The sequence below is a fragment of the Microbacterium sp. CJ77 genome, from assembly GCF_002911615.1.
Classification (GTDB): Bacteria; Actinomycetota; Actinomycetes; order Actinomycetales; family Microbacteriaceae; genus Microbacterium.
Genome location: NZ_PQBR01000025.1, coordinates 407,209 through 428,671 on the forward strand (window position 1 = coordinate 407,209; position 21,463 = coordinate 428,671).

General features: G+C 65.3%; 21 protein-coding genes. 13 read left to right on the top strand and 8 right to left on the bottom strand.

Annotated features, from left to right (window positions below):
- Nucleotides 1–34: 34 nt before the first annotated feature.
- Nucleotides 35–484, bottom strand: a complete 450-nt coding sequence (locus C2868_RS16695) for a hypothetical protein (protein ID WP_100809987.1) — start codon at nucleotides 482–484, stop codon at nucleotides 35–37.
- A gap of 312 nt (nucleotides 485–796) precedes the next feature.
- Here C2868_RS16695 and C2868_RS16700 point away from each other — a divergent pair, with 312 nt between their 5' ends.
- The 4 genes from C2868_RS16700 (at nucleotide 797) to C2868_RS16715 (ending at nucleotide 5,845) form a co-directional block, all read left to right on the top strand.
- The gene (locus C2868_RS16700; protein ID WP_181003498.1) at nucleotides 797–3,553 is read left to right on the top strand and encodes an AAA family ATPase; all 2,757 of its coding nucleotides are present in this window, start codon (nucleotides 797–799) and stop codon (nucleotides 3,551–3,553) included.
- 127 nt (nucleotides 3,554–3,680) lie between these two features.
- Nucleotides 3,681–4,658, top strand: coding sequence for a hypothetical protein (locus tag C2868_RS16705; protein WP_100809989.1), 978 nt, complete (start codon nucleotides 3,681–3,683; stop codon nucleotides 4,656–4,658).
- A complete protein-coding gene (locus C2868_RS16710) occupies nucleotides 4,658–5,491 on the top strand; it encodes a GSU2403 family nucleotidyltransferase fold protein (RefSeq protein ID WP_100809990.1) in 834 nt (277 codons plus the stop codon). The genes C2868_RS16705 and C2868_RS16710 overlap by 1 nt, the downstream gene beginning before the upstream one ends.
- 90 nt (nucleotides 5,492–5,581) lie before the next feature.
- A complete protein-coding gene (locus C2868_RS16715) occupies nucleotides 5,582–5,845 on the top strand; it encodes a ribbon-helix-helix protein, CopG family (protein ID WP_100809991.1) in 264 nt (87 codons plus the stop codon).
- Nucleotides 5,846–5,915: 70 nt separating this feature from the next.
- Here the strand turns inward: C2868_RS16715 and C2868_RS16720 are convergent, their stop codons facing one another.
- The gene (locus C2868_RS16720; RefSeq protein ID WP_146048098.1) at nucleotides 5,916–6,152 is read right to left on the bottom strand and encodes a helix-turn-helix domain-containing protein; all 237 of its coding nucleotides are present in this window, start codon (nucleotides 6,150–6,152) and stop codon (nucleotides 5,916–5,918) included.
- A 74-nt stretch (nucleotides 6,153–6,226) separates the two neighbouring features.
- On the opposite strand from C2868_RS16720, the gene C2868_RS16725 reads away from it, so the two are divergent.
- Both C2868_RS16725 and C2868_RS16730 read left to right on the top strand, forming a co-directional pair.
- Nucleotides 6,227–6,889: a hypothetical protein gene (locus C2868_RS16725; protein ID WP_146048099.1), complete on the top strand. Its 663-nt coding sequence runs from the start codon at nucleotides 6,227–6,229 to the stop codon at nucleotides 6,887–6,889.
- A complete protein-coding gene (locus tag C2868_RS16730; protein ID WP_100809994.1) occupies nucleotides 6,876–8,027 on the top strand; it encodes a site-specific integrase in 1,152 nt (383 codons plus the stop codon). The genes C2868_RS16725 and C2868_RS16730 overlap by 14 nt, the downstream gene beginning before the upstream one ends.
- A 609-nt stretch (nucleotides 8,028–8,636) precedes the next feature.
- On the opposite strand, the gene C2868_RS16740 is transcribed toward C2868_RS16730, so the two are convergent.
- Both C2868_RS16740 and C2868_RS16745 read right to left on the bottom strand, forming a co-directional pair.
- Nucleotides 8,637–9,290, bottom strand: coding sequence for a cation diffusion facilitator family transporter (locus C2868_RS16740; RefSeq protein ID WP_036300494.1), 654 nt, complete (start codon nucleotides 9,288–9,290; stop codon nucleotides 8,637–8,639).
- Nucleotides 9,287–9,646 carry a helix-turn-helix transcriptional regulator gene (locus C2868_RS16745; protein WP_100809995.1) on the bottom strand — a complete coding sequence of 120 codons (360 nt, stop codon included), beginning with the start codon at nucleotides 9,644–9,646 and terminating at the stop codon, nucleotides 9,287–9,289. The genes C2868_RS16740 and C2868_RS16745 overlap by 4 nt, the downstream gene beginning before the upstream one ends.
- A 1,180-nt stretch (nucleotides 9,647–10,826) precedes the next feature.
- Here C2868_RS16745 and C2868_RS16750 point away from each other — a divergent pair.
- Together C2868_RS16750 and C2868_RS16755 are read left to right on the top strand one after the other, a co-directional pair.
- Nucleotides 10,827–11,051: a hypothetical protein gene (locus C2868_RS16750; protein ID WP_100809996.1), complete on the top strand. Its 225-nt coding sequence runs from the start codon at nucleotides 10,827–10,829 to the stop codon at nucleotides 11,049–11,051.
- Nucleotide 11,052: 1 nt separating this feature from the next.
- The gene (locus C2868_RS16755; RefSeq protein WP_100809997.1) at nucleotides 11,053–11,346 is read left to right on the top strand and encodes a putative quinol monooxygenase; all 294 of its coding nucleotides are present in this window, start codon (nucleotides 11,053–11,055) and stop codon (nucleotides 11,344–11,346) included.
- On the opposite strand, the gene C2868_RS16760 is transcribed toward C2868_RS16755, so the two are convergent.
- The 4 genes from C2868_RS16760 to C2868_RS16775 form a co-directional block, all read right to left on the bottom strand.
- Nucleotides 11,343–12,350 carry a YafY family protein gene (locus C2868_RS16760; RefSeq protein WP_100809998.1) on the bottom strand — a complete coding sequence of 336 codons (1,008 nt, stop codon included), beginning with the start codon at nucleotides 12,348–12,350 and terminating at the stop codon, nucleotides 11,343–11,345. The two genes, C2868_RS16755 and C2868_RS16760, sit on opposite strands and share 4 nt — an antisense overlap.
- Before the next feature lie 65 nt (nucleotides 12,351–12,415).
- Nucleotides 12,416–13,012, bottom strand: a complete 597-nt coding sequence (leuD, locus tag C2868_RS16765; RefSeq protein ID WP_100809999.1) for a 3-isopropylmalate dehydratase small subunit — start codon at nucleotides 13,010–13,012, stop codon at nucleotides 12,416–12,418.
- 1 nt (nucleotide 13,013) lies between these two features.
- Nucleotides 13,014–14,486, bottom strand: coding sequence for a 3-isopropylmalate dehydratase large subunit (gene leuC / locus C2868_RS16770; RefSeq protein WP_100810000.1), 1,473 nt, complete (start codon nucleotides 14,484–14,486; stop codon nucleotides 13,014–13,016).
- 71 nt (nucleotides 14,487–14,557) lie between these two features.
- Nucleotides 14,558–15,805, bottom strand: a complete 1,248-nt coding sequence (locus C2868_RS16775; RefSeq protein WP_100810101.1) for a CaiB/BaiF CoA-transferase family protein — start codon at nucleotides 15,803–15,805, stop codon at nucleotides 14,558–14,560.
- 392 nt (nucleotides 15,806–16,197) lie between these two features.
- On the opposite strand from C2868_RS16775, the gene C2868_RS16780 reads away from it, so the two are divergent.
- From C2868_RS16780 to C2868_RS16800, 5 genes are all read left to right on the top strand, one after another.
- On the top strand, nucleotides 16,198–17,034 hold the full coding sequence (locus tag C2868_RS16780; protein ID WP_100810001.1) for a mycofactocin-coupled SDR family oxidoreductase: 837 nt from the start codon (nucleotides 16,198–16,200) through the stop codon (nucleotides 17,032–17,034).
- 80 nt (nucleotides 17,035–17,114) lie between these two features.
- The gene (locus C2868_RS16785; protein WP_100810002.1) at nucleotides 17,115–18,233 is read left to right on the top strand and encodes a sugar ABC transporter substrate-binding protein; all 1,119 of its coding nucleotides are present in this window, start codon (nucleotides 17,115–17,117) and stop codon (nucleotides 18,231–18,233) included.
- Between the two features lie 24 nt (nucleotides 18,234–18,257).
- The gene (locus tag C2868_RS16790; RefSeq protein ID WP_100810003.1) at nucleotides 18,258–19,907 is read left to right on the top strand and encodes a sugar ABC transporter ATP-binding protein; all 1,650 of its coding nucleotides are present in this window, start codon (nucleotides 18,258–18,260) and stop codon (nucleotides 19,905–19,907) included.
- A gap of 28 nt (nucleotides 19,908–19,935) precedes the next feature.
- Complete coding sequence (locus tag C2868_RS16795; protein WP_157813872.1) at nucleotides 19,936–20,985, top strand: ABC transporter permease; 1,050 nt, start codon at nucleotides 19,936–19,938, stop codon at nucleotides 20,983–20,985.
- Nucleotides 20,986–21,025: 40 nt separating this feature from the next.
- Nucleotides 21,026–21,463 (top strand): heme-binding protein, encoded by a 438-nt coding sequence (locus tag C2868_RS16800; RefSeq protein ID WP_100810005.1) that lies wholly within the window; start codon nucleotides 21,026–21,028, stop codon nucleotides 21,461–21,463.

A 21,463-nucleotide genomic window follows, 5' to 3' on the forward strand; every position in this document is an offset into this window, starting at 1 on the left:
CCCCACCCCGGTCGCGAGTGGCGACATGAGGACGTCACACGCACATGCACGATCCGTCGGCGGTGTACTCGGTGAAGCAGACTGGGCAAGTTCGCGCTTGCTGCTCCGCGAGTCGGCGCTCTGCGGACAAGGTCGCGGGCTTCTCGCCGCCGACAAGGCGCTCGTAAGAGAGTCTGCAACGTTCGGTTACCCGATCAGAGTCGCGCTCGTAGTCACGAAGGAGTCTCGTCTGTCGGGAACTCAAGCCCAGTGGTTTCTCATTCGGCGTCCGGAACTGCTCGAGGTTGGACGCCATACTGTCGATTTTCCAGTCGACACCGTCGACCGTGCGGCCCAAGGCTTCGGCTAGAAGAGCCTGAAGATCCTGGTCACGACGACTCCCGATGAGGAGGATGTGGAGCGCAGCCTCTTCGCCCTCGAGCGTCCAGTCCTCGCCGAAATTGCTCGCGCCAGTCTGAAACTTCATGTCGTCGTCTGTGGGCATGAAGCCATTCTTCCCGCTTCGCTCCTCGGGTGGGTGATCGAGAGCGGGTCCTGCCTCGAGCGATACGCCGGGCCATGCTGGGGAATCGACGAGGCCGCAGGCTGAGGAGTGGACCGATTCTCGTAAGATCCGCCCGCGAAGGTGGCCGATGAAGGTCGCTCATGCGAACACGTCGAGACGCCTTGGGACGATCGACGGAACGCGATCGCCGACGATACGAGCCGCGACGCAAGAGCGACAAGAGTGACGAAACGACAATGCACGTAGGCACCATTCCTGGTGGTGACACAACTACGCATGTATCCTGCTGTCATGCGAGGCGGATTGCGGAGTTGGAAGCGCGGGGCTGAATCCCGCGGCATCCGCAATGCGATCTCGTACGCGTTCGACGGCACATGTGATGCGCACCGTGCTCCGACAGGAGTTGAATCTGCACGGCACTACGGTGCGACCGACGAGGCCACCGTCACACGATTCGTGGCGGTAGCGGGGGAGCTGGCTCGCGACGAGCTGGATGCGTCCGCGCTGCGGCGGTGGATCCAAGGGGAGGACCCCAAGACGGGTGAACCACGCGGACTCATGCACCGATCAGATAACACTGACCTGCTCCTAGACGGGACGATCAACTTCCCGAAGTCCTACAGCGTCGCAGCGCTCCTTGACCCGGAGCTCGCCCACGAGTTCGAGTTGCTGCAGGACCGGATGCGCGACCGCACCATCCTGCTCTGGCAGCGCGAGTTGAACGCGCGTCGTGGCCGGGGCGGACGCATCCGTGAAGACATCGCTCGGCTCGAAGTCGTCGAGTTGCAGCATCGGCGGTCGCGGGCGCTCGACCCGCACATCCATCGACACCTGTGGCTGAACATGAAGGTGCAGGGGACCGACGGCAAATGGTCGAGCCTCGACTCACGGGTTGCGCTCAAGCTCCACAACGTGGTCAACGCGGAGGGTGAGTTGGCGGCTCGCAGCGACCCACGATGGGTAGCCGCACTCGCCGCCCACGGCTACACGCTCGACGCGAATGGCGAGATCGCGCAGCTTGTCCATGTCGTGCGCCCGCTCTCGCGACGCTCGAACCAGATCGAGGCCAACCGTGTTCGGCTGATTGCGGAGTGGCGCGAGGAGCACCTTGGGCGGCAACCTGGCGTCGACGATCTTCACCACATCGACGAGCTGGCTTGGGCGCAGCGACGCCCGGGAAAACCTGCACATCTTGATGAAGCCGAGTGGGAAGAACGGGTGCGCAGTGAACTCGCCAATATCGATCCCATCCTTCTTTGGCGGCGGAATCCTGCCCGGCTCGACCCCACGTCGATCGCCGACCTCGATCGCGATTTGCTCGCGCGGATGGCGCTCGTCGAGGCCGACGCTCGTTCGGTCTCGAGCAGTGGGCGGTTCTCGTCATGGGATCTGCGTGCCAGCGCCATCCGGGCCATCTCCCGAACCGGGGTCGTCGCCGAGAGAGACACGCTCGACGAACTGGTCGACGACGTCGCGTCTCGGGCGACCGAGCACACGATCGACCTGGTGCCCGACGATCCGGCCAAGCCTGCGCACATCAAGGCGCTCATGGCCCAAGCGACGGTGCTGCTCAAGCTGCGCGTCGCGAATAGGTTTGCAGCACTCGCCACACCCGGGCAGCTGCCCGACGAACGACAGATGCGTACCGTCGCACGGCGTTTTGTGGGGGAGAGCGCGGAGCTCGTTGGTGCGCAGATCGCTGCGGCCTCCGCCATCGCCGGGACCGGGCGCCTCGTGTCGGTGACCGGTCCTGCCGGGTCGGGCAAGACGACGCTGTTGCGCGTCGCACTCCACGCCCTGCGACTGCAGCGGCGACGCATGATCGTGGTCGCGCCGACCAAGAAGGCGGCTGCCGTGGCCGAGCGCGAGATCGGGGCCACGGCATCCAGCCTGCACGCGTTGCTCGCCGACCACGGTTGGCGCTGGGGAATCGACGAAGCGGGAGCGGCTGTGTGGACCCGCCTGCAGATCGGTCGGACGGATGCGGCGACCGGCCGCACGTACCGCGGCCCGCGTGACTTCCGACTCAGCCGAGGCGATCGCATCGTGGTGGACGAGGCCGGGATGGTGGACCTCCACACCGCGGACGCGCTCGCGATCGTCGCGGGGGAGACCGGCGCCGGCATTGCCATGATCGGCGACCCGCGCCAGGCTGCGCCCGTTGGCCACGCGGGCGCGATGGCCGCGATGACCCAAGTAGCCGACAACGTCGTCGAGCTGAGTGAAATTCATCGCTTCACCGACCGCGCCTATGGGGATCTCACGCTGAGGTTGCGCGAGGTCACGACGGCAGAAGATGCGGCCGAAGTCGCCGCGGCCCTCGGTGACGGAGGGCACGTCGCGCGGGTCGCAAGCACGGATGCGGCGCACGATCTTATGGTGGACGCCTGGTTCGACTGGGCTGACCGCGGCAAGCGCGTCGCGCTCGTGACGGCCACCAACGACGATGCCGCCGCAATCAGCGAAGCAATCCAGCGGCGTCGCGTCGAGACCGGCGCACTCCGCGCGGATGCCGTCGCTCACGGTCGTGACGGTCAGCAGCTGCTCGTCGGCGATGTCGTGCAGACTCGGCGGAATGACCGGAGCACCGGAGTGCAGAATCGGGCGACCTGGGTAATCACCGCGATCCGGCCGGAGCGCATCGAACTCCGGAATCTTGCCGACACCACCGAGCGCCGACACGTCTCGGCCGAGTACGCATCCGACCAGGTGCAGCTCGCTTACGCGTCGACGGTGCACGGGATTCAAGGCGACACCTCGGATGCGTCTGTCGTGGGCCCGGGCGTCGATGCGGCGGGACTCTACGTCGGGCTGACCCGCGGGCGAGCCTGGAATCAGGCCGTAGTTGTCGCGGGCTCTCAGGATGCGGCGCTGGGCGAACTCGCCGAAGCGATGCGCCGCGGCAGCCCAGAGTCGACCCTTGAGGACTCGCGACATGCCGCACGGCTGGATTTGTCGCGTGCGGCGAGGGACGCAACTCGGTCGCCTGTCGGTGAGGCCCCGTCGTGGTTGCGAGAGGCGCCGCACGGCGCGGGTCTGAGTCGGTGATGGCGCCGCGTTGACTGATGTTCCATATATTGCTATGTTCCACTTTATGCGGAACGTATACTTTTCTGGAACGGACTCGCTCGTAGATGGGTTCAGCTCCGCGCTGGAATCGGTTGGAGCGCGTTCGGTGATCGTCGAGCGCCAAACCGGCAGCAGTGGGGTCGACGCGGAAGTGCGCGCGCAGTTCGGATCAGTTCCGCTCGTGCTGGACGCCGACGTAAAGCTGACCCCGCCACGAACCCGTTCCGAGGTCGGAGCGCTGCCGAGCGTTCGACCCGGGAGCGTGCCGGTGATCGTCGCGCCCTTCCTTTCGCCCGCGGTGCGTGACGAACTCATCCGAGCCGGGTGGTCGTACTGGGATGCGACCGGAAATATGCGCATCTCGAGCGACGACCCGGCTGTCTGGATCGATCGGGTCGGCGCATCGCGGGACCCGGAACCTCGCGACGACGGGCCGCAGCGACTTCGATCACTGAAGGCCAAAGCGGTGTCGCAAGTCATCGTTCAACTTCTAAGCGCCGGGCGAACGGCATCGGTGCGGGAGCTCTCCCGTGAGACCGGCACCGGTCTGGGTACTGCTAGTCGCGTGGTCGATCTGCTTCGCGAAGAGGGCCTGTTTAAGAACACCACCGGGGGTCCCATCGTCGTTGCTGATCGACTGGCTCTTGCACAACGTTGGGCCCGCGACTACGGATTCGCCAACACGTTCAAGCCGACCCGATACTTCTCGCTCCTGGGCGAAGAAGTGGCGCTTGACCGACTGCAGCGATCTGGACTTACGTACGCGCTGACGGGTGTTCGTGGTGCCGCGATCGAGTTCGAGTCTCGCGAGCTGGTCGCGCCGCTGCCCGCTTCGGGTATCTGGCTCTATACCGACGACATCCCGAGCGTCGAGCGTGCGATGGACCTGGCTCCGGACCGAGGCGGCAACATTCTTGTCGCTCGGACTGATTTTCTGGCTCCATTTAAGGAAGGGACGCAGGGTACCGAGCCGCGGCTAGCGGTCCCATGGCGAATCGTCGGCGACCTGTTGGGAGCGGGCGGGCGCCTGGCTTCAGTCGGTGAAGAGCTTGCGGCAATCCACTCCCCGGGAATGGCCGGCTGATGCCCGCAGAGAACGTCAGTCCCGAGTACGTCGCCGCGCGACGAGTCCTGCTGGACGCGCTCGAAGCATTGGGCCCGCACCTCGACGCAATCGTGCTCGTCGGTGCACAAGCGGTCTACGTCCATGCCCCGCTTGGTGACCCTCGACCGATCTACACAACCGACGCCGATTTGGCGCTCGATCCCGAGCTACTCGCCACGCATCCCGACATTGCGCGGTCGCTTGCCGACGCTGGCTTCGCTCCGAACGCGACGGGCAATCCCGGAAGTTGGGTGTCCGTCGACGGCATCGTCGTAGACCTGATGGTGCCGCTCGGCGCGATGCCGCCGAGTTCGCGCCGCACCGCGCCGCTCGAGGGGCACGGTTCCCTGACCGCCCGTCGCACCCGCGGGCTTGAGCTCGCACTCTTCGACAGCGCCCCCGTCACGCTCACGGCGCTGGAGCCTCAGGACTCCCGGGCAATAGCGGTTCGCGTGGCTGGGCCGGCCGCTCTCGTGATCGCCAAAGCGATCAAGATTCAGGAACGAGTCGAGGGTGCTCGCGAGGATCGTGTGACATCGAAGGATGCCGGTGACCTGCTGCGATTGCTTCGAAACGTCCCCGCGGAATCGATCGGCGCATCTTTGCGTGATCTGGAGGCGACGAATCCGGTCGTGCAGCCCGTCGTGTCGGCGGCGGTCGACTGGCTGGACGATCAGCTGACTGGTCGTTCACCTCTCATCGACCTCGCTGTAGCCGACAGGACAGGCATCGAGGCGCCCGCCCAGGTCAGCGCGGCCGTGCGGCAACTCTTGCGTCGGATGCTCGACGCCTACCGCGACGCTGACGGATGATTTCGGGCCCGCGAAGCGCGTTGAGTGGTCAATGACAGCCGATCGTCATCGGCGCCGTGGCTCGCTGGAGTTTCGTATTACATTAATGACATGGCTGCGGACGAGACGATCAACGGCGCGCCGGTCACCGAAGCGCTGATCGCCGAGTGGGCGGCCGACGCCGAGGTCGGCTATGACCTCCCGGCCTTGAGGAAGCGCGGTCGGGGGCGGCCGGGGCGGGGCGCGGAGCCGTCGCAGGTAGTTGCCCTGCGTCTGACGGCCGAGGAGCTTGCCGCCCTCGACGCAGCTGCTGCTCGTGAGCACAAGTCTCGCTCGGATCTCATCCGCGAGGCCCTCGCGATGTACGCGGCGTGAGGGTTCGCGAGACCGGCCTCAAGCAGGGGTTCCCGTGGACGATGCCGTTCAGGCCGCGTTCTGCCCTAACTCAGCGACCCGTGAGTACGTCGTCGGTGCGTGTGCACGCCCGACTCTCCATCCAGTCGAGGACGCCGGAGCGCTTATACAGGATCGTCTTCGCAGAAATGCGGTAGAAGGTCGGGCCGCCACCGCGGTATCGCAGCTGCGCGAGAGCCGCGCGCGTCATGTGCATCATCTGGGCGGCGTCATCGAGATCGAGCCATTCATCCGCGGCATCCACTTCCTGTCCCCTCTGCGTAACCATGTCATCAATACGCACAAGCTAGAACCACTTGCGTAGCTATGTCAATAGCGCGCACCGTGTGGCATCATGTCGATGTGAGCAAGACGATCAGACTCTCGGGCCGCAGCATTCTCGTGCCGCCAGGCCTGTCGTTGAAGCCGATCATCGAAGCCGACATGCTCGTCGGAAGAGATGACATCGTCGGGCTCGAAGACGACGAGCGGGCCCGTGTTCGCCTGCGACTCGAATACTCCTCGGATGCGGGCAGGTACGAGATCGCCGAGTTCGCACTCGATCGGGGCCAGCTGCCGCTCGAGATCGGTGGGGCGCTGCTCCGCACAGTTCGCGTCCACACCATCGCGCGACGCGCCATCGCCTACTCGCTGCCGCTGTGGACTATCGGCATCATCATGCTCCGCGACAAACAGCGCCAAGGAATGCTCGACGACTTCGCGCCGTTCGAGCCCACGCATCCGGAGACCCTTCACCTAACGGCGCTGGTCTATCGCATCGCAGAGATCTCGAACGAAAATCCGGCGCTCGCCGTAGCCGAAACGATGGGGCTGAAGCAGCGGACAGCGACGAACTGGATCGCGCGGGCCCGGTCTGGGGGCTACATGACGACGGTCGTCGATCAGCCCGGAGCGCGACTCATCGCAATGGGCCTGATGGAGAAGATGGGTATTGAGCCCGACATCTCCGACGAGGAGCACCAGGCATTTCTCGACTCACTGATCGGTCGCCATGGGAACGATTGAGGCCTACGAGACAGGCGCGGGCAAGCGGTATCGCGTCCGCTACCGAACGCCAGATCACCGCCAGACCGACAAGCGCGGCTTCCGCACCAAGCGCGACGCCGACCTCTTCCTCGCCACCGTCGAAGTCTCGAAGGCAACGGGGGAGTACATCGAACCAGCTCGGGCGCGCACCACGATCGCCGAACTCGGAGTCGGATGGCTCGAGGCAAAGCGTTCGCGACTGAAGCCGTCGAGCTACAAGGCGCTCGAAGACGCATGGCGCGTCTACGTCATGCCGCGGTGGGGAACCACTCAGGTCTCGGCAATTGCGCACAGCGACGTGCGAACGTGGGTCTCGCAGCTGTCCGCGGGCACCGCGAAGACGAACCGGCGAGACCATCCGCGCACTCGTGCGCAAGGCGCGAGACCCAAGAGCGCAACGGTCGTGATTCGCGCACACGGGGTGCTCGCATCCGTCCTCGACATCGCGGTCAAGGATCGCCGCATCCCGCACAACCCTGCGCGCGGTGTCGATAACCTGCCTCGGAAGGGCAGAAAGGCGCACCGATACCTCAGCCACCAGGAGATCGAGCGCCTCGCCGTCGCATCCGGAGATCACTCGACCGTCGTGTACCTCGCGGCGTACACAGGGCTTCGTTGGGGCGAGTTAACCGCGCTGCGCGTCCGCGATGTTGATGCCTTGCGCCGGCGGCTCGCGGTGAACGAGAACGCCGTGCGTGTGGGCGCGCAGATCCACGTAGGGACGCCGAAGACCCACGAACTGCGGTCGGTGCCGTACCCCGAGTTTCTCGAACTGCCGATCGCGCAGTTGTGCGAGGGGAAGTCGCGCGATGCGATCCTGTTCGGCGACGGCCTCGACTATCTGCCGCGCCCGCGGGCCTCGGGGAAGTCACGTTCGTGGTTCACGACCGCGATGGACATGGCCGGCCTTGAGCGGATGACGGTGCACGACCTGCGTCACACGGCCGCATCGCTCGCGATCAGTTCGGGCGCGAATGTGAAGGCGGTGCAGCGGATGCTCGGCCACGCGTCCGCGGCCATGACGCTAGATGTCTACGCCGACCTGTTCGACGACGACCTGGACACGGTGTCGGCGTCGCTTAATGCTGCGCGGACGCGTGCCGTCGCCGCGACTTAGTCAATTGACTGACGGAAAGTGCTCGTCGATGAAACCGTGGGCAGCTGGGCTAGGCGGTGTGGTGTCACTGCCAAGCGGTCGATTGGTGCGCGGGCGCGGGCTGAGAAGCGGCCCGATCGACGTTGGCTGACGCGCCGGATTTCGGGGTGTATCTCAGGGCCCGCATGCACCAGGCGAGTTGGCAATCGCAGTGGATTGCGTGGCCGGACTTCCGTCTGCCTCGAGAGCCGTCGAGCGCGCTATCCGCACTACGTGAGGCTTAGGACCGGTCGGCCACCGAGAGGGTGGAGATTGCTTGCGGTGGCGGGACAGGGCGAACGGGAACCGCTCTCGCCATCCTCGCACGGTACGACGGGGTACCGGCCGATGACGCCGTCGCATGGGTGCGCGCCGCCTATCGGCGCAACGCCGTCGAAACCCCCTGGCAGCGCAAGTTCGTGCGTGAGGCACAGCTACCGCTCTGACCCGAAAACGATCGTTTCCGGGACTATGATCCGCTGTTGGCCGCGAGCGGTCCGCAAACGGGGGCCGTATCGAAACCGGCTTTCGGGACAGGCGGTTTCGGTACACAGTTTCGGGCCAGCCGGGTCCGAGTTAGGTGGTCATGGTTTAGCGGTCGTCGTCGTCAGAAAGGTCTTCGAGCACTTCGAACGGCGACTCTACGTCGCCGCGCCATGCCTCGATGCCTTCACGGATTGCGAGAACGGCAACCACGAGAGCAGCCACGGAGTCGGCCCACCACCATCCGAACAGGGTGTTGAGAATGAGGCCGATGAACACGGCCCCCGAGAGGTAGACGCACAGGATGAGCTGCTTTGCGTCGGCCATGACGCTCTTAGAGTCCAGTTCGCGACCGGTGCGCACTTCAAACCACGCCAGAAGCGGCATGATGACCAAGCTCAATGCGGTGATACCCAGGCCGAGCAGGCTGTGTTCCGGTCCCTCCTGGGTGATCAGACTCGTTACCGCGTCGACGGTCACGTAGGCGGCGAGGGCAAAGAACGCGAGGCCGATTGCGCGAACGGTGACCTTCTCCCAACGCTCGGGGTCTTTCCTCGTGAACTGCCAGGCGATTGCTGCGGCTGACAGCACTTCCACGATGGAGTCGAGCCCGAAGCCGATCAGTGCTGCGGACGACGCCAGCGTGCCGGCCCAAATCGCGACGATCGCCTCGATGACGTTGTAGGAGATCGTGAAGCCCACGATGAAGCGCACTCGGCGGTGCAGCTTCGCGCGACGTTCGCCGCTCAGAACCGCGCTCATGCGCTCGCCCCCGTTCCGCAGCAACCCGGCACGGTGCAGGAGGAGTCGATGCAAGGTGCGCTCTCATCGACTGCCAACGTCACGTCTACGAGCGTCTTCAACGCTGCTGCAAGGTGAGGGTCGGCGATTTCGTAGCGGGTCTGTCGACCCTCGGGCTCGGCGACGACAATCCCACAGTCCCGAAGGCATGTGAGGTGGTTCGACACGTTTGACCGTGACAGGCCAAGATCGCGGGAAAGGACAGCCGGATAGCTCGGCTCGTCGAGCAACCTCATCAGGATGCGAGAGCGGGTCGGATCAGCCATGGCCCGGCCGAGCCGGTTCATGACGTCAAGTCGCGAGGTAATAGTCAGCATGCGATGACTATACATCGGATGCTGACTTATTGAGAGGTGGCCAATCGTCTGTGGTCATTGAGAGAGCTACTGGCCCGCCTTTGTGGGTTTCCGCAAACGTTCAAAACTGATCGATTGCGGCACGACGACCAGGTGCAGCGCCGCGATGTCGGCACGCCGTGCCGAAACCGTGTGCCGAAACCCCCAGGCCCCGAAACTGAAATTCGTCGTTTGCGGTACCCATCGCCGGCGGAGACAGGCCGGTGACAACCGCAGCTGAGGCAGCTCCCGCCCGCGATACATGCGTCCATTCTCGTCGCGGGCCGGGCACAGCACCGAGCTCCCTCAAAGGATTCTTCAGTGGTGACCCGCATCAGAGCGATGATCGAAGCAATCACCACTGGGACATGTCTCACGGGAATTCGAGTGATGAGCCTGGGACATCTACCACCGCACACCGGGGCTGATCTGGACATCTGTTGGTGGAATTCACCATCTCCACCGAAGGGCTGGCCCATGCTGTCGCTGACGGCGCTCAATGCTCTGCCTCCGAGGTGCGCATCTGCTCCGGGGGTCCCCACGCCGGGTGCGCCCGGCATCCAAGCTGCGACGCCGTGCGATGCCTTCGATTCCCATGCAGCGTATTGAATCGGCGTCGAGCGATTGTCATAACTCCCGTTACCAGTTACCCACGGCATCCACAATCCGCGACCGGCATCCTCCCGGGAGACAGGGCGGCGACACCTTGATCGTGTGTTTCCTGCTCACAAAATGTGGGCAAAATGTGGGCAAAACGCGTTTCGACGAGAATGCGAGGGCCCGAGATCCGCGTAATTGCGGGGATCTCGGGCCCTTCAAACTAGACGCGACGGCGGGAGTCGAACCCGCAACACGACCGGTATGAACCGGAGCCCGGGACCACCCGGATCGCCGCGATGACTCGACCGTAACGACATCCGTCGGTGCCGTCGAGTGCCATGACCGATCGTGACGGATCGTTTCCGCGGATGACACATTCCGGACACGGATGCCTCGGGCAGCGACGGGAATGGCGCACAGAACGATCGTCGCGGTCTTTCACTGGACGGAAATGTCTTGGCGCGACGGACGTCACGGGAGCCTAATAGAAAGGCGAACTCATGGAACAGGACGCGGCCGGGCGGCTGCATCCTGTTCCCCCCTCTCGGCGTCAGGAACGAACATGACCACCACACTCGATGACCTGCAGAAGATGCTCTCGGTCGACGGATACGTGCTGTCCGTCGAGACCGGGCAAGACCGGACGAACGCCGTCATCACGGCGGGCGAGGGCGTCTGCAGTGACTGCCTCGTCCCCAAGGTCGTCATGACCGGGATGCTGGCGAAGGCGCTCGACGTCCCGGCCGACACGATCAGCCTGGAATACCCCGACGACCAGGCGCACTGACGTGGCCGTCGCGAGCATCGTCAGGTTCACCTTCCGCCCCGAGGTCAGGGACGAGATCCCGGCGCTCGTGGACGAGATGCTCCGGGTGACACGGACCTTCGCCGGGCTCGAGCGGCTCGACATCCTCCGCGATGCAGCGGACCCCGACACCTGGACGCTCTACGAGGTCTGGTCCGGGCGGGAATCCGAGGACGCCTATCGGGCCTTCCGGGCGACGCCCGAGGGTGCGATTCCGCGTCTCGGAGAGGTGCTGGCCGCGCCGCCGATCCTCGAGAACTTCGTCGTCAGCGACTAGCGCCACACGTGACTGGGCGCGGGATGCGGCTGTGCGGGCGCGGCCTCCAGGGCCGCGAGCATCCGGACCAGAGTCTCGCGAAGCTCTGAGCGCGCGGGCTCGGCGAGGTCGGTCGTGTACCCGACCCCCTCGGGAATCCATGACATCCCGTACATCGTCTCGCGGAAGTCCCGCCCGCCGACGGGCCACCAGGTGCGTCGATCGTCGACGGCCTCGGCGCCCTGCGACCATTGGCCGAACGCGGCGCGCATCTCGTCGATCGGCATGTTCATGACCACGCTGGCCTCGACCGCCGTGCGGACCCACGAGGTAGCGACGGTGATGTGTTCGTCGATCTGCTCGGCCGTGAGGTCGCGCGGCGCGAACAGCACGCGGGTGTGCTGCAGGTCGGCCAGGCGATCGACGCGGAACGTGCGCCAGTCGTCGCGATCGAGATCCCAGCACAGCAGGTACCAGTTGCGTTCGGCGGGCGCGAGGACATACGGATCGACGCGTCGCGCGGTCACGACATCCGACGCCGACGTGTAGGTGAACCGCACGCGTTCGTGGTCTCGGCAGGCGAGCGCGAGCTCACCCAGCACGTCCGGTGAGACGGCCGAACCCGCCCCGATCCCTGTCGGCTGCACCGTCGCGGCGAGGGCGTTCACGCGACGACGGAGAGTCGCCGGCAGTACCTGTTCGAGCTTTGCGAGTGCGGCCAGGGTCGTTTCGGGTCCGCCGACCAGTCGCTGCGTCGCCGCGGCCCGCAGGCCGATGGCCATCGTCACGGCCTCGTCGTCGGTGAGCAGCAGGGGAGGCAGGGCGGATCCGGCCTCCAGCCGGTAACCCCCGGCCGAACCCGGTACCGACTCGATGCGGTAACCGAGCTCGCGGAGCCTCTCGACATCCCGCCGAACGGTCCGCTCGGTGACACCCAGGCGCTCCGCCAGCTCGGATCCCGGCCAGTGCCGGTGCGTCTGCAACATGTTGAGGAGCGTCAGCGCCCTCGTCGTCGTATCGGACATGGCCCCAAGACTGCCCGATGATGAGGACAGGATGTGTCCGCATCCGTCTTCGCGTTGGCGGTCGCTCAGTGGGCGGGCAACGTGCGTGGCCGCCAACCCTCGCGGCGCGCTTCGAAACGGGCGATCGCGTCCTCGTTACGGAGAGTAAGCCCGATGTCGTCGAGGCCGTGGAGGAGGCGCCAGCGGGTGTATTCGTCGATCTGGAATGAGATGCACTCGTCACCGATGCGCGCTTCACGCTGGTGCAGGTCGACGGTCATGGTGATGCCGGGGGACGCCTCGATCGCAGCCCAGGTGCGTTCGAGGTCGTCATCGGAAATGGCACCAGTGAGAAGCCCTTGTTTGCCGGAGTTACCGCGGAAGATGTCTGCGAATTTCGGGCTCAGGACGACCCTGAAGCCGTAGTCGCGGAGTGCCCAGACAGCATGCTCACGGCTCGAACCTGTGCCGAAGTCGGGTCCGGCGATGAGGATGCTGGCGTTCCGGTAGACGGGTTGGTTCAGAACGAAGCCGGGGTCCTGCCGCCAGTTGAAAAACAGAGCATCCTCGAAGCCGGTCTTCGTAATCCTCTTGAGGTGGGCGGCAGGAATGATCTGGTCGGTGTCGACCGCCGATCGCTTCAGCGGTGCGGCTACGCCGGTGTGGGTCGTGAATGCGTCCACATCACACCTCCGCCCCGGTCGATGCGCTCAAGGATCTGGTGACGGGTTCCAGATCGCTCGGGCTGGAGAGCGTCCCGCGCACCGCGGTCGCTGCCGCGACGAGCGGCGACACAAGATGCGTCCGCCCGCCCTTGCCCTGCCGACCCTCGAAATTGCGGTTGCTCGTCGATGCGCAGCGTTCGCCGGGGGCGAGCTGATCGGGGTTCATTCCCAGGCACATCGAGCACCCCGCGAAGCGCCACTCCGCCCCGAAATCCTTGAAGATTTTGTCGAGACCCTCGGCCTCGGCCTCCAGTCGCACGCGCGCCGAACCCGGCACGACCATCACGCGGACGCCATCGGCTTTCGTGCGGCCCCGGATCACCGATGCGAACGCTCTCAGGTCCTCGATGCGGCTGTTTGTGCACGATCCCATGAAGACCGCGTCCACCGGAATGTCCCTCATCGGTGTGCCCGGGGTGATGTTCATGTACTCCAACGCGCGCTGGGCCGCGGCACGCTCGCCAGGGTCCACAAATCGCTCCGGCGGCGGAACCACGTCGCTCAGCGCGACACCCTGACCCGGATTCGTCCCCCACGTCACGTACGGTTCGAGCTTGTCCCCTTCGAGGCACACCTCCGCGTCGTACACGGCACCCGGATCGCTGGGAAGCGTGCGCCAGTAAGCGAGCGCTTCGTCCCAGTCTCGTCCCTTCGGCGCGTGTGGTCGACCTTCGAGATAGGCAAAGGTCGTTTCGTCGGGCGCGACCATCCCCGCGCGCGCTCCGGCCTCGATCGACATGTTGCAGATCGTCATGCGACCCTCCATCGACAATGCACGGATCGTGCTGCCCCGGAACTCCAGCACGTACCCCTGCCCGCCATTCGTTCCGATCTCCGCGATCAGCGCGAGAATGATGTCTTTCGCCGTCACTCCCGGCCGCAACTCGCCCTCCACGGTGATTGCCATCGTCTTGAACGGTTTCAGCGGCAATGTCTGCGTCGCCAACACATGCTCGACCTCGCTCGTGCCGATTCCGAACGCCATAGCCCCGAACGCTCCATGCGTCGAGGTGTGTGAATCCCCGCAGACCACCGTAATGCCCGGCATCGTGAGCCCCAGTTGCGGGCCGACGACGTGCACGATCCCCTGCTCCGCATCCCCGAGCGAATGCAAACGCACCCCGAACTCCGCCGCGTTACGGCGCAAGGTTTCGATTTGCGTCCGACTCGTCAAATCCGCGATCGGCTTGTCGATATCCCAGGTCGGTGTGTTGTGATCCTCGGTCGCGATCGTGTTCTCCAGACGGCGCACCCCGCGGCCCTCCGCCCGCAACCCATCGAACGCCTGTGGGCTCGTCACCTCGTGCAAGAGATGTAGATCTATGTAGACCAGATCCGGTTCTGAGCCCTCGCCCCGTACGACCACGTGATCGTCCCAGACCTTCTCAGCCAGGGTGCGCGGGTGCTCGGGGAGGCTTTCGTTGATCGACATGTTGATGTCTCCCTTCGTGATCGGTGGCCGTCGGCCGCTCCTGGGACGCGCCGGTTCCGCGGTTGGGACTGCTACTGGACGATTCCTCGCTCACGGAGCCCGGCGATGCGGCGGTCGTCGTACCCGAGTTCCGACAACACGTCCTCGGTGTGGTCGCCGAGCCCCGCGCCTGCCCAGCGAACGGTGCCCGCGGTCCGGCTGAGACGGGGAAAAACGTTCTGCATCGGTATCGATCCGAAAACGGGATGCGGCACCCGAACGACCGTTTCCCGGGCACGGAAGTGCTCGTCGTGCAGCATGTCCCGCGCCGTGTAGATGCGGCCACAGGGCACCGCGGCATCCTCCATCAGCCGCTCGAGTTCTTCGGTCGAGCGAGCCGAGGTGAATGCACTGATCTCCCGGTCGAGTTCCTCCTGGCGCTGCCCCCGCGCCGAATGTGTCCCGAATTGGACCGAGTCGACCCATTCGGCGCGACCGATCGCCTCGGCGAATCGGCTGAACACTGAATCCTGATTCGCAGCGATGAGAATCCAGCTTCCATCCGCGGTCGGATATGCGTTGCTCGGCGCGACGTTCGGCAGAATCGATCCCGATCGTTCGCGCTGGTATCCGGCAACATCCCACTCCGGCACGAGCGACTCCATGACTCCGAGCACTGATTCGAAGATGGCGGCGTCCACGATCTGACCGCGCCCGCTGGCGGTCCGCTCATTCAGCGCGGCGAGCGCACCGATCGTGCCGAACATGGCAGCGAGCGTGTCTCCGATCGAGATTCCCACTCGAGACGGGGGGAGCGACGGGTCACCGACGACGTAACGGAGACCGCCGATGGCTTCGCCGATCGCGCCGAATCCGGCACGGGCCGCGTACGGCCCCGATTGTCCGTAGCCCGATACACGCACCATGATCAGGCCGGGGTTCACGGCAGCCAGCGATTCGTAGTCGAGCCCCCAGCGCTCGAAGGTGCCCGGCCGGAAGTTCTCGATCACGACATCTACCTGGCCGACGAGCGCGCGCGCCACGTCCTGGCCCTCTGCAGTGCGCAGATCAATTGCGACCGTCCGCTTGTTCCGGCCGATGACGGCCCACCACATTGATTCTCCTCGCGGCAGTTCGCGACCCCATTGTCGGATCGGATCCCCTGTGCGCGGCGCTTCCACTTTGATCACGTCGGCCCCAAGATCGCCGAGCAGCTGTCCGACGAACGGGCCTGCAATCAGCTGCCCGAACTCGGCCACGCGTATGCCGGTAAGCGGACCGGAAGCGACCGCCGGTCCTGCGGGCGACTCGGCATCGTCTGCGGTTCCGCGTGCGCTCATCGGCATTCCTCCTCGAAGTTCGACGCTTGTCCCCCCGGGTCCCGACTCGCTTTGACGAGAGACCCCCGGGCGGTGCGTTGGTTGTATGCAATCAAGACAATGCCGCTCTCGTCAAGCAACCTTGCATACAAGTTGGACTGAGAACCCAGGCGTTAGCGTGGAGTGCTCGCGCCTGATTCGCGCCGACAAGTGGCTCAGAATCGCCAATTTGTGCGGGAATTGCCCGGAGAGTGACGCGTCGTGCGCTCGCTGGAGAGAAAGTCTTGACAGGACGGCGCGAGAGTGATTGTGTGCATTTACGCAATAACTTCGACTCGACGGAGAGCCTGAAACGGTGACGAGATGTCCCGGCGAAGGGTGATCCGGCGCGCCCTGAGGAACTGAGGACCCCGATGACGCTGTCCAGAAAGCACGCCTTCATCACCGGAGGAGCCCGAGGCCAAGGCCGCTCCCACGCCCTCGCCCTCGCGAGGCGAGGCATCGACGTCGCGCTCGTCGATCTGCCGGCCGGTGTCGCCATTGCGAGCACGCCGGTGCCGTTGAGCGGGGCTTCGGACCTGCAGCAGACGGCTGAAGAGGTGCGCAGCTTCGGTGTCCGCTGTCTGACGTTCGAAACAGACGTGCGTGAGAGGGACGCGCTCGTCAGTGCGGTCGACGAGACCGTCGCAGAGTTCGGGTCCGTCGACTACGTCGCTGCCAATGCGGGAATATTCTCCTGGTCACGGATCGAGGACATGCCCGAACCGATGTGGCGCGACATGATTGACGTCAACCTGACCGGGGTGTTCCACACGTTCCACGCGGTGGCGGGTCACCTTGCTCGACAGGACTTCGGACGGGTCGTCGCCACCGCCTCGATGGCCGGTCGGGGCGGGTTCGCTCACCTCTCGCACTACACGGCCGCGAAGTGGGGACTCATCGGTCTCGCGAAATCCTTCGCACTGGAGATGGCGCAGTTCGGCACCACCGTGAATGTCGTCGCTCCCACCAACTGCGACACGCCGATGCTCAACAATCCCGCGGCGTACGAGTTCTTCGCGGGAAAGCCCGGTGCGACTCGCGAAGACGCGGCCGAGCAGGCGGCGGCGATGCTGCCGATAGACCTTCCGTGGATTCAGCCCGAAGACGTGACAGCGGCCTTCCTCTACCTGTTCTCCGACGGAGCACGGTACGTCAACGGCGAAGTCCTGCACGTCTCCGGAGGAATGAGCGCGAGCAACGCGGTCTGAGCGCTGACCAACTGAGCAGTGCTGTCTCCCTTCACATCCCAACCCACATCAATTCCCGCCCGACAAAGGAGTCCTAGACCATGACCAAGTCCTTCGCACACAGCGCGATCGCGGCCACCGCCGTCATCGCCGCCCTCGTCTTCTCGGGATGTTCGAGTTCGAGCCCCGATGCGAGTCCCGAAACCCCGCAGGGATCCGAGGGTGTCAGTCAAGACATGATCGATCTGGTGGCACAAGCCAGCGGTGAGATCGGTTTCGAGGGCCCCGCGAGCAGCCCAGGCATCGTTCCGGATCAGTCGATCGCGGTGATCACCTGTGCCGCGGCGGCAGCCGGATGCGTCCGCGTCGCCGAGGGTGTCAAAGCGGCTGGAGAACTCGTCGGATGGTCCGTCTCGGAACTGGACGGGCAGGGTCAGGCGGCCGGTCAGAATTCCGCGATCCTCCAGGCGGTAAGTCAAGGCGTCGACGGGATCGTCCTCGTGGCGATCGACTCGTCGAGCGTGAGCCAGGGCATGTCCGCGGCGGCTGACGCAGGAATCCCGGTCGTGAGCGTTCAGGCCGACAACGTGGTGGGAAACGCCCCGACGGATGTCTATGCGGAGCCGGTCTCGGGGTCGTTGCGCGCAGGGGAGGCGCTTGGCGCCTACGCCGTCGTGGAGAGTGACGCGACCGCCAAGGTCGCGACCCTCTCCACCGACGAGCTCGCCGTGACGCGCAACCGCACGGCCGGTTTCGTGGAACAGATCGACGCATGCTCGGGCTGCGAAGTGGTCGACACGCAGAACTACCTGCTCTCGAAGGCGGTAACCGATGTCCCCCTCCTGGTGAGCTCCATGCTCCAGTCGCACCCCGACCTCGACTACATCTTCGTGGACATCGGGCAGTTTGGTGCTTTGACCGCACAGGCGATCCAGTCCGCGGGCAGCGAGGCCGAGGTGCTCTCGGTTGACTGCAACCCGGACGACATCGTGCTCATCCGCGACGGCGCGGGCCAGAGCGCGTGTGCGGCGAACGCGCTCGGTGCTGGAGGCTGGGCCGCCGTGGCAGCACTGAACTTCGCCATCGCGGGCGAACCCACCCCGGAGGGGCTCGTCGTGCCGACGAAGCTCATCACGGTCGACAACCTTCCCGACACGGACGAGTGGGCTGGCGATTTCGACCTGGCCGCTGAATATGGCGCCTTCTGGGGCATCAACTGACGGGCTGCGCGCTCTGATCCGCTCATGACCGAGGAGGGAAGAACCGTGGGAGACACCGGTGGCGACACGCGTGCCGCGTCTGATCGGGGGCAGGAACCCCCGACGCAGGGGGCTGACCGTGACGTGCTCACTCTGCGCAACGTCTCCAAGACGTTCAACGGGAACACCGTCCTGAGAGGAGTGGACCTGGACCTACGGTCGGGCGAGGTCCACTCCCTCGTCGGAATGAACGGTTCGGGGAAGTCGACCCTCATCAAGCTGCTCGCCGGCGTTCATGTCCCCGATCGTGGGAGCGAGATCGTCCTACGTGAGCCGTCGGCCGGGTCCGCCACCCAATCGGGGCGCGGGCGGGTGAGGCAGGCTCTGAGCCTGAGCGTAGCCGCCCAGCGGCCCAACATCGGCTTCGTCCATCAAGATCTCGGGCTCATCCCGGAGTTCACCCTGCTCGAAAACTTCGAGCTGACACTGGGAGGCAGTGCGGATCGAGCCCGCGGTCTCGATGCGGCCCACCGCGTCGAGACCGCGCTCGAGCGAGTCGGTGTCCAATCCTCGCCGTACGCGACGGTGGCCCAGTTGGGTGCAGCCGATCGCTCGCTGTTCGCGATCGCGCGAGCGCTCGAGCAACTGCGCCACACGTCGCGGCCTATCTTGGTGCTCGACGAGCCGACCGCGTCTCTCCCCAAGGAAGAGTCCGAACGAGTCCTGCGAACCATGCGTCAGCTGGTCGCCCAGGGCGCCGCGGTCCTGTTCGTCAGTCACCACCTGTCCGAAGTGCTCTCCGTATCGGATCGCGTCACAGCGCTTCGCGATGGGCGCGTTACCCTGAGCGCCGCTCGCGAGGCGCTCACCGAACAGGTCCTGGTCGACGCAATCCTCGGCGATCAGCAGTCGTCCCTCTCTCCGCATGAGCGTCGGGAGCACGAGCGCGGTGATAGGTCGCCTGCCGTCATCGTGGAGGCTGTCACGTCCCACAACGTCCACGGGGTGTCGTTCGAGGCCTATCCCGGAGAGGTCCTCGTGATCACCGGCCTCGTCGGATGCGGGAAGAGTCAGCTCGGGCGGATACTCGTGGGTTCGCATCGCGCGGCCTCTGGTGGGGTTCGCTATCCCGGACTCGCGGAGTCGCCGCGATCTGTCAGCGCCGCCATCGACTCGCGGATCTCCTACGTGCCGGCTGAGCGCAAGACAGCCGGAGGCGTCGGGGACTTCACCCTCGAAGAGAACGTCTCGCTCTCGTCGCTGCGATCCATGATCCGCGCCGGAGCGATCGACGCCCGCGCAGAACGTGCGCTCGCGGAGCGGTTCGTCGAACTCCATCAAATACGGCCGCCGCTGCCGCCGCAGCCCTTCTCCATGTTCAGCGGGGGCAATCAGCAGAAGATCGTGATGGCGCGTGCGATGGCGATCGAACCTCGCGTACTCGTGGTCGATGAACCCACGCAGGGCGTGGACGTGGGCGCCATCGCTCTGCTCTATCGGCGGATCGAGACACTCTCCGCGGCGGGGGCGACAGTCATCGTCATCACGTCGTCGTTCGAGGAAGCGGTAGCGCTGGGCGACCGCGCGATCCTCCTCGACAAGGGCCACGTGATGGGAGAGATCTCGCGAGCTGATCTCTCCGTCGAGTCGCTCGTCACGCTCTCGTTGCGGGGGAAGCGATCACATGCCCGGTGAGCCTCTGGTGTCCGGAAAGGAAGACCCAATGACCACTTCGTCTATTCAGGAGGCAGGCTTCGTGTCGCCCGACCGGGAGTCGGGCCGACGAACGCCGAAGCCACGACGTGCGCGCTCGGGCGGCGATCGGATGGCGGGTGAGGGGTTCTTCTCCCGCTTCACTCTGGTCCTGGTCCTGATCGCGCTCGTCGCGGTCTTCTCGGTTCTCCGTCCCGAGACGTTCCCGACCTACACGAACCTCACCTCGATTCTCAGCAGTCAGACGGTGCTGCTCGTGCTCGCCGTGGGGGCGATGTTCCCCCTAATTGCTGGTGAGTTCGATCTCTCCGTCGGTTTCATGCTCGGGTTCACCGCGATGTTCTTCGCCGTCGCCACGACCCAGTGGTCGCTACCATTCGGGCTCGCGATCCCGCTCGTGATCCTGGTCGGTGCGGTTCTCGGCACGGTCAATGCAATCCTCATATTGAAGTTCGGCATCAATGCGTTCATCGCGACCCTGGCGTCCGGCACCGTGCTGCAGGGTCTCACACTGTGGCTGTCCGCCGGACGAGTCGTCGCAGGCGTCCCCGCCGAGATCACGGCGATCGGCCGGGCTCAGGTCGCCGGGATGCCCATCCTCGTCTTCTTCGCCGCCGCGATCGCGGTCGCCGCATGGTTCGTGCTCGATCGAACGCGCACCGGACGCCTTCTCTACGCGACGGGACTCGGTAGGGAGGCCGCTCGGCTCGCGGGCGTCAAGACCTCCAAGCTGCTCGCCGGGTCGTTCGTGGTATCCGGAGTCATGGCCTCGCTCGCAGGCATGATGCAGACGGCGAATCTCGGGGCCGCCAATCCGGATGTCGGCGCGCAGTACCTGCTGCCCGTCTTCGCCGCGGCGTTCCTCGGAGCGACGGCGATCCGCCCCGGCCGCTTCAACGTGCTCGGAACGGTGCTTTCGCTGCTCCTGCTCGCCTTTGGCATCTCCGGGCTGTCACAGCTCGGTGCCCCACTCTGGGTCTCGTCCGTCTTCAACGGACTAGCCCTCATCGTCGCGGTCGCCATCGCGGTGCGCCGTCGTCGTGCCGTCACCCGCGGCTGAACAGCAGATCGATTCCGACCCCGACAAGAGGAGAAAGAAGATGTCCGACGTGACATTCAGCAAGAAGTCCGTATCAGCGACGGCGGCTCTCGCCGGAATTGACGCGGCGGTGAAGAAGGCCGAGGAACTCGGCATGCCCTTCGTCATCGTCGTCGTCGACGATGCGGGATTGGTCAAGGCGAGCCTTCGAATGGACGGGGCGCCCCTCGTGAGCCTGCAGGTCGCCGAGGACAAGGCCTATACGGCCGCCGGATTCGGACTCGCGACAAACGACTGGTTCGACTTCCTGAGCGGCGACGAGCCGCTGAAGCTCGGAGCGCCGAACGGCATCAAACGGCTCGTGCCCTTCGGAGGCGGCTATCCGCTCAAGATAGACGGTGCAATCGTCGGTGGCATCGGAGTCAGCGGTGGGCACTGGAGCCATGACATGGAGGTCGCCAAGGCCGGGCTCAGCGCCATCACGGGCGAGGAGGCCTGA

Coding starts and splice junctions, on each gene's coding strand:
- C2868_RS16695 (WP_100809987.1), bottom strand. CDS start 484: ATGCCCACAGACGACGACATGAAGTTTCAGACTGGCGCGAGCAATTTC.
- C2868_RS16700 (WP_181003498.1), top strand. CDS start 797: ATGCGAGGCGGATTGCGGAGTTGGAAGCGCGGGGCTGAATCCCGCGGC.
- C2868_RS16710 (WP_100809990.1), top strand. CDS start 4,658: ATGCCCGCAGAGAACGTCAGTCCCGAGTACGTCGCCGCGCGACGAGTC.
- C2868_RS16715 (WP_100809991.1), top strand. CDS start 5,582: ATGGCTGCGGACGAGACGATCAACGGCGCGCCGGTCACCGAAGCGCTG.
- C2868_RS16720 (WP_146048098.1), bottom strand. CDS start 6,152: ATGGTTACGCAGAGGGGACAGGAAGTGGATGCCGCGGATGAATGGCTC.
- C2868_RS16730 (WP_100809994.1), top strand. CDS start 6,876: ATGGGAACGATTGAGGCCTACGAGACAGGCGCGGGCAAGCGGTATCGC.
- C2868_RS16740 (WP_036300494.1), bottom strand. CDS start 9,290: ATGAGCGCGGTTCTGAGCGGCGAACGTCGCGCGAAGCTGCACCGCCGA.
- C2868_RS16745 (WP_100809995.1), bottom strand. CDS start 9,646: ATGCTGACTATTACCTCGCGACTTGACGTCATGAACCGGCTCGGCCGG.
- C2868_RS16750 (WP_100809996.1), top strand. CDS start 10,827: ATGACCACCACACTCGATGACCTGCAGAAGATGCTCTCGGTCGACGGA.
- C2868_RS16760 (WP_100809998.1), bottom strand. CDS start 12,350: ATGTCCGATACGACGACGAGGGCGCTGACGCTCCTCAACATGTTGCAG.
- leuC (WP_100810000.1), bottom strand. CDS start 14,486: ATGTCGATCAACGAAAGCCTCCCCGAGCACCCGCGCACCCTGGCTGAG.
- C2868_RS16775 (WP_100810101.1), bottom strand. CDS start 15,805: ATGAGCGCACGCGGAACCGCAGACGATGCCGAGTCGCCCGCAGGACCG.
- C2868_RS16780 (WP_100810001.1), top strand. CDS start 16,198: ATGACGCTGTCCAGAAAGCACGCCTTCATCACCGGAGGAGCCCGAGGC.
- C2868_RS16785 (WP_100810002.1), top strand. CDS start 17,115: ATGACCAAGTCCTTCGCACACAGCGCGATCGCGGCCACCGCCGTCATC.
- C2868_RS16790 (WP_100810003.1), top strand. CDS start 18,258: ATGACCGAGGAGGGAAGAACCGTGGGAGACACCGGTGGCGACACGCGT.
- C2868_RS16795 (WP_157813872.1), top strand. CDS start 19,936: ATGACCACTTCGTCTATTCAGGAGGCAGGCTTCGTGTCGCCCGACCGG.
- C2868_RS16800 (WP_100810005.1), top strand. CDS start 21,026: ATGTCCGACGTGACATTCAGCAAGAAGTCCGTATCAGCGACGGCGGCT.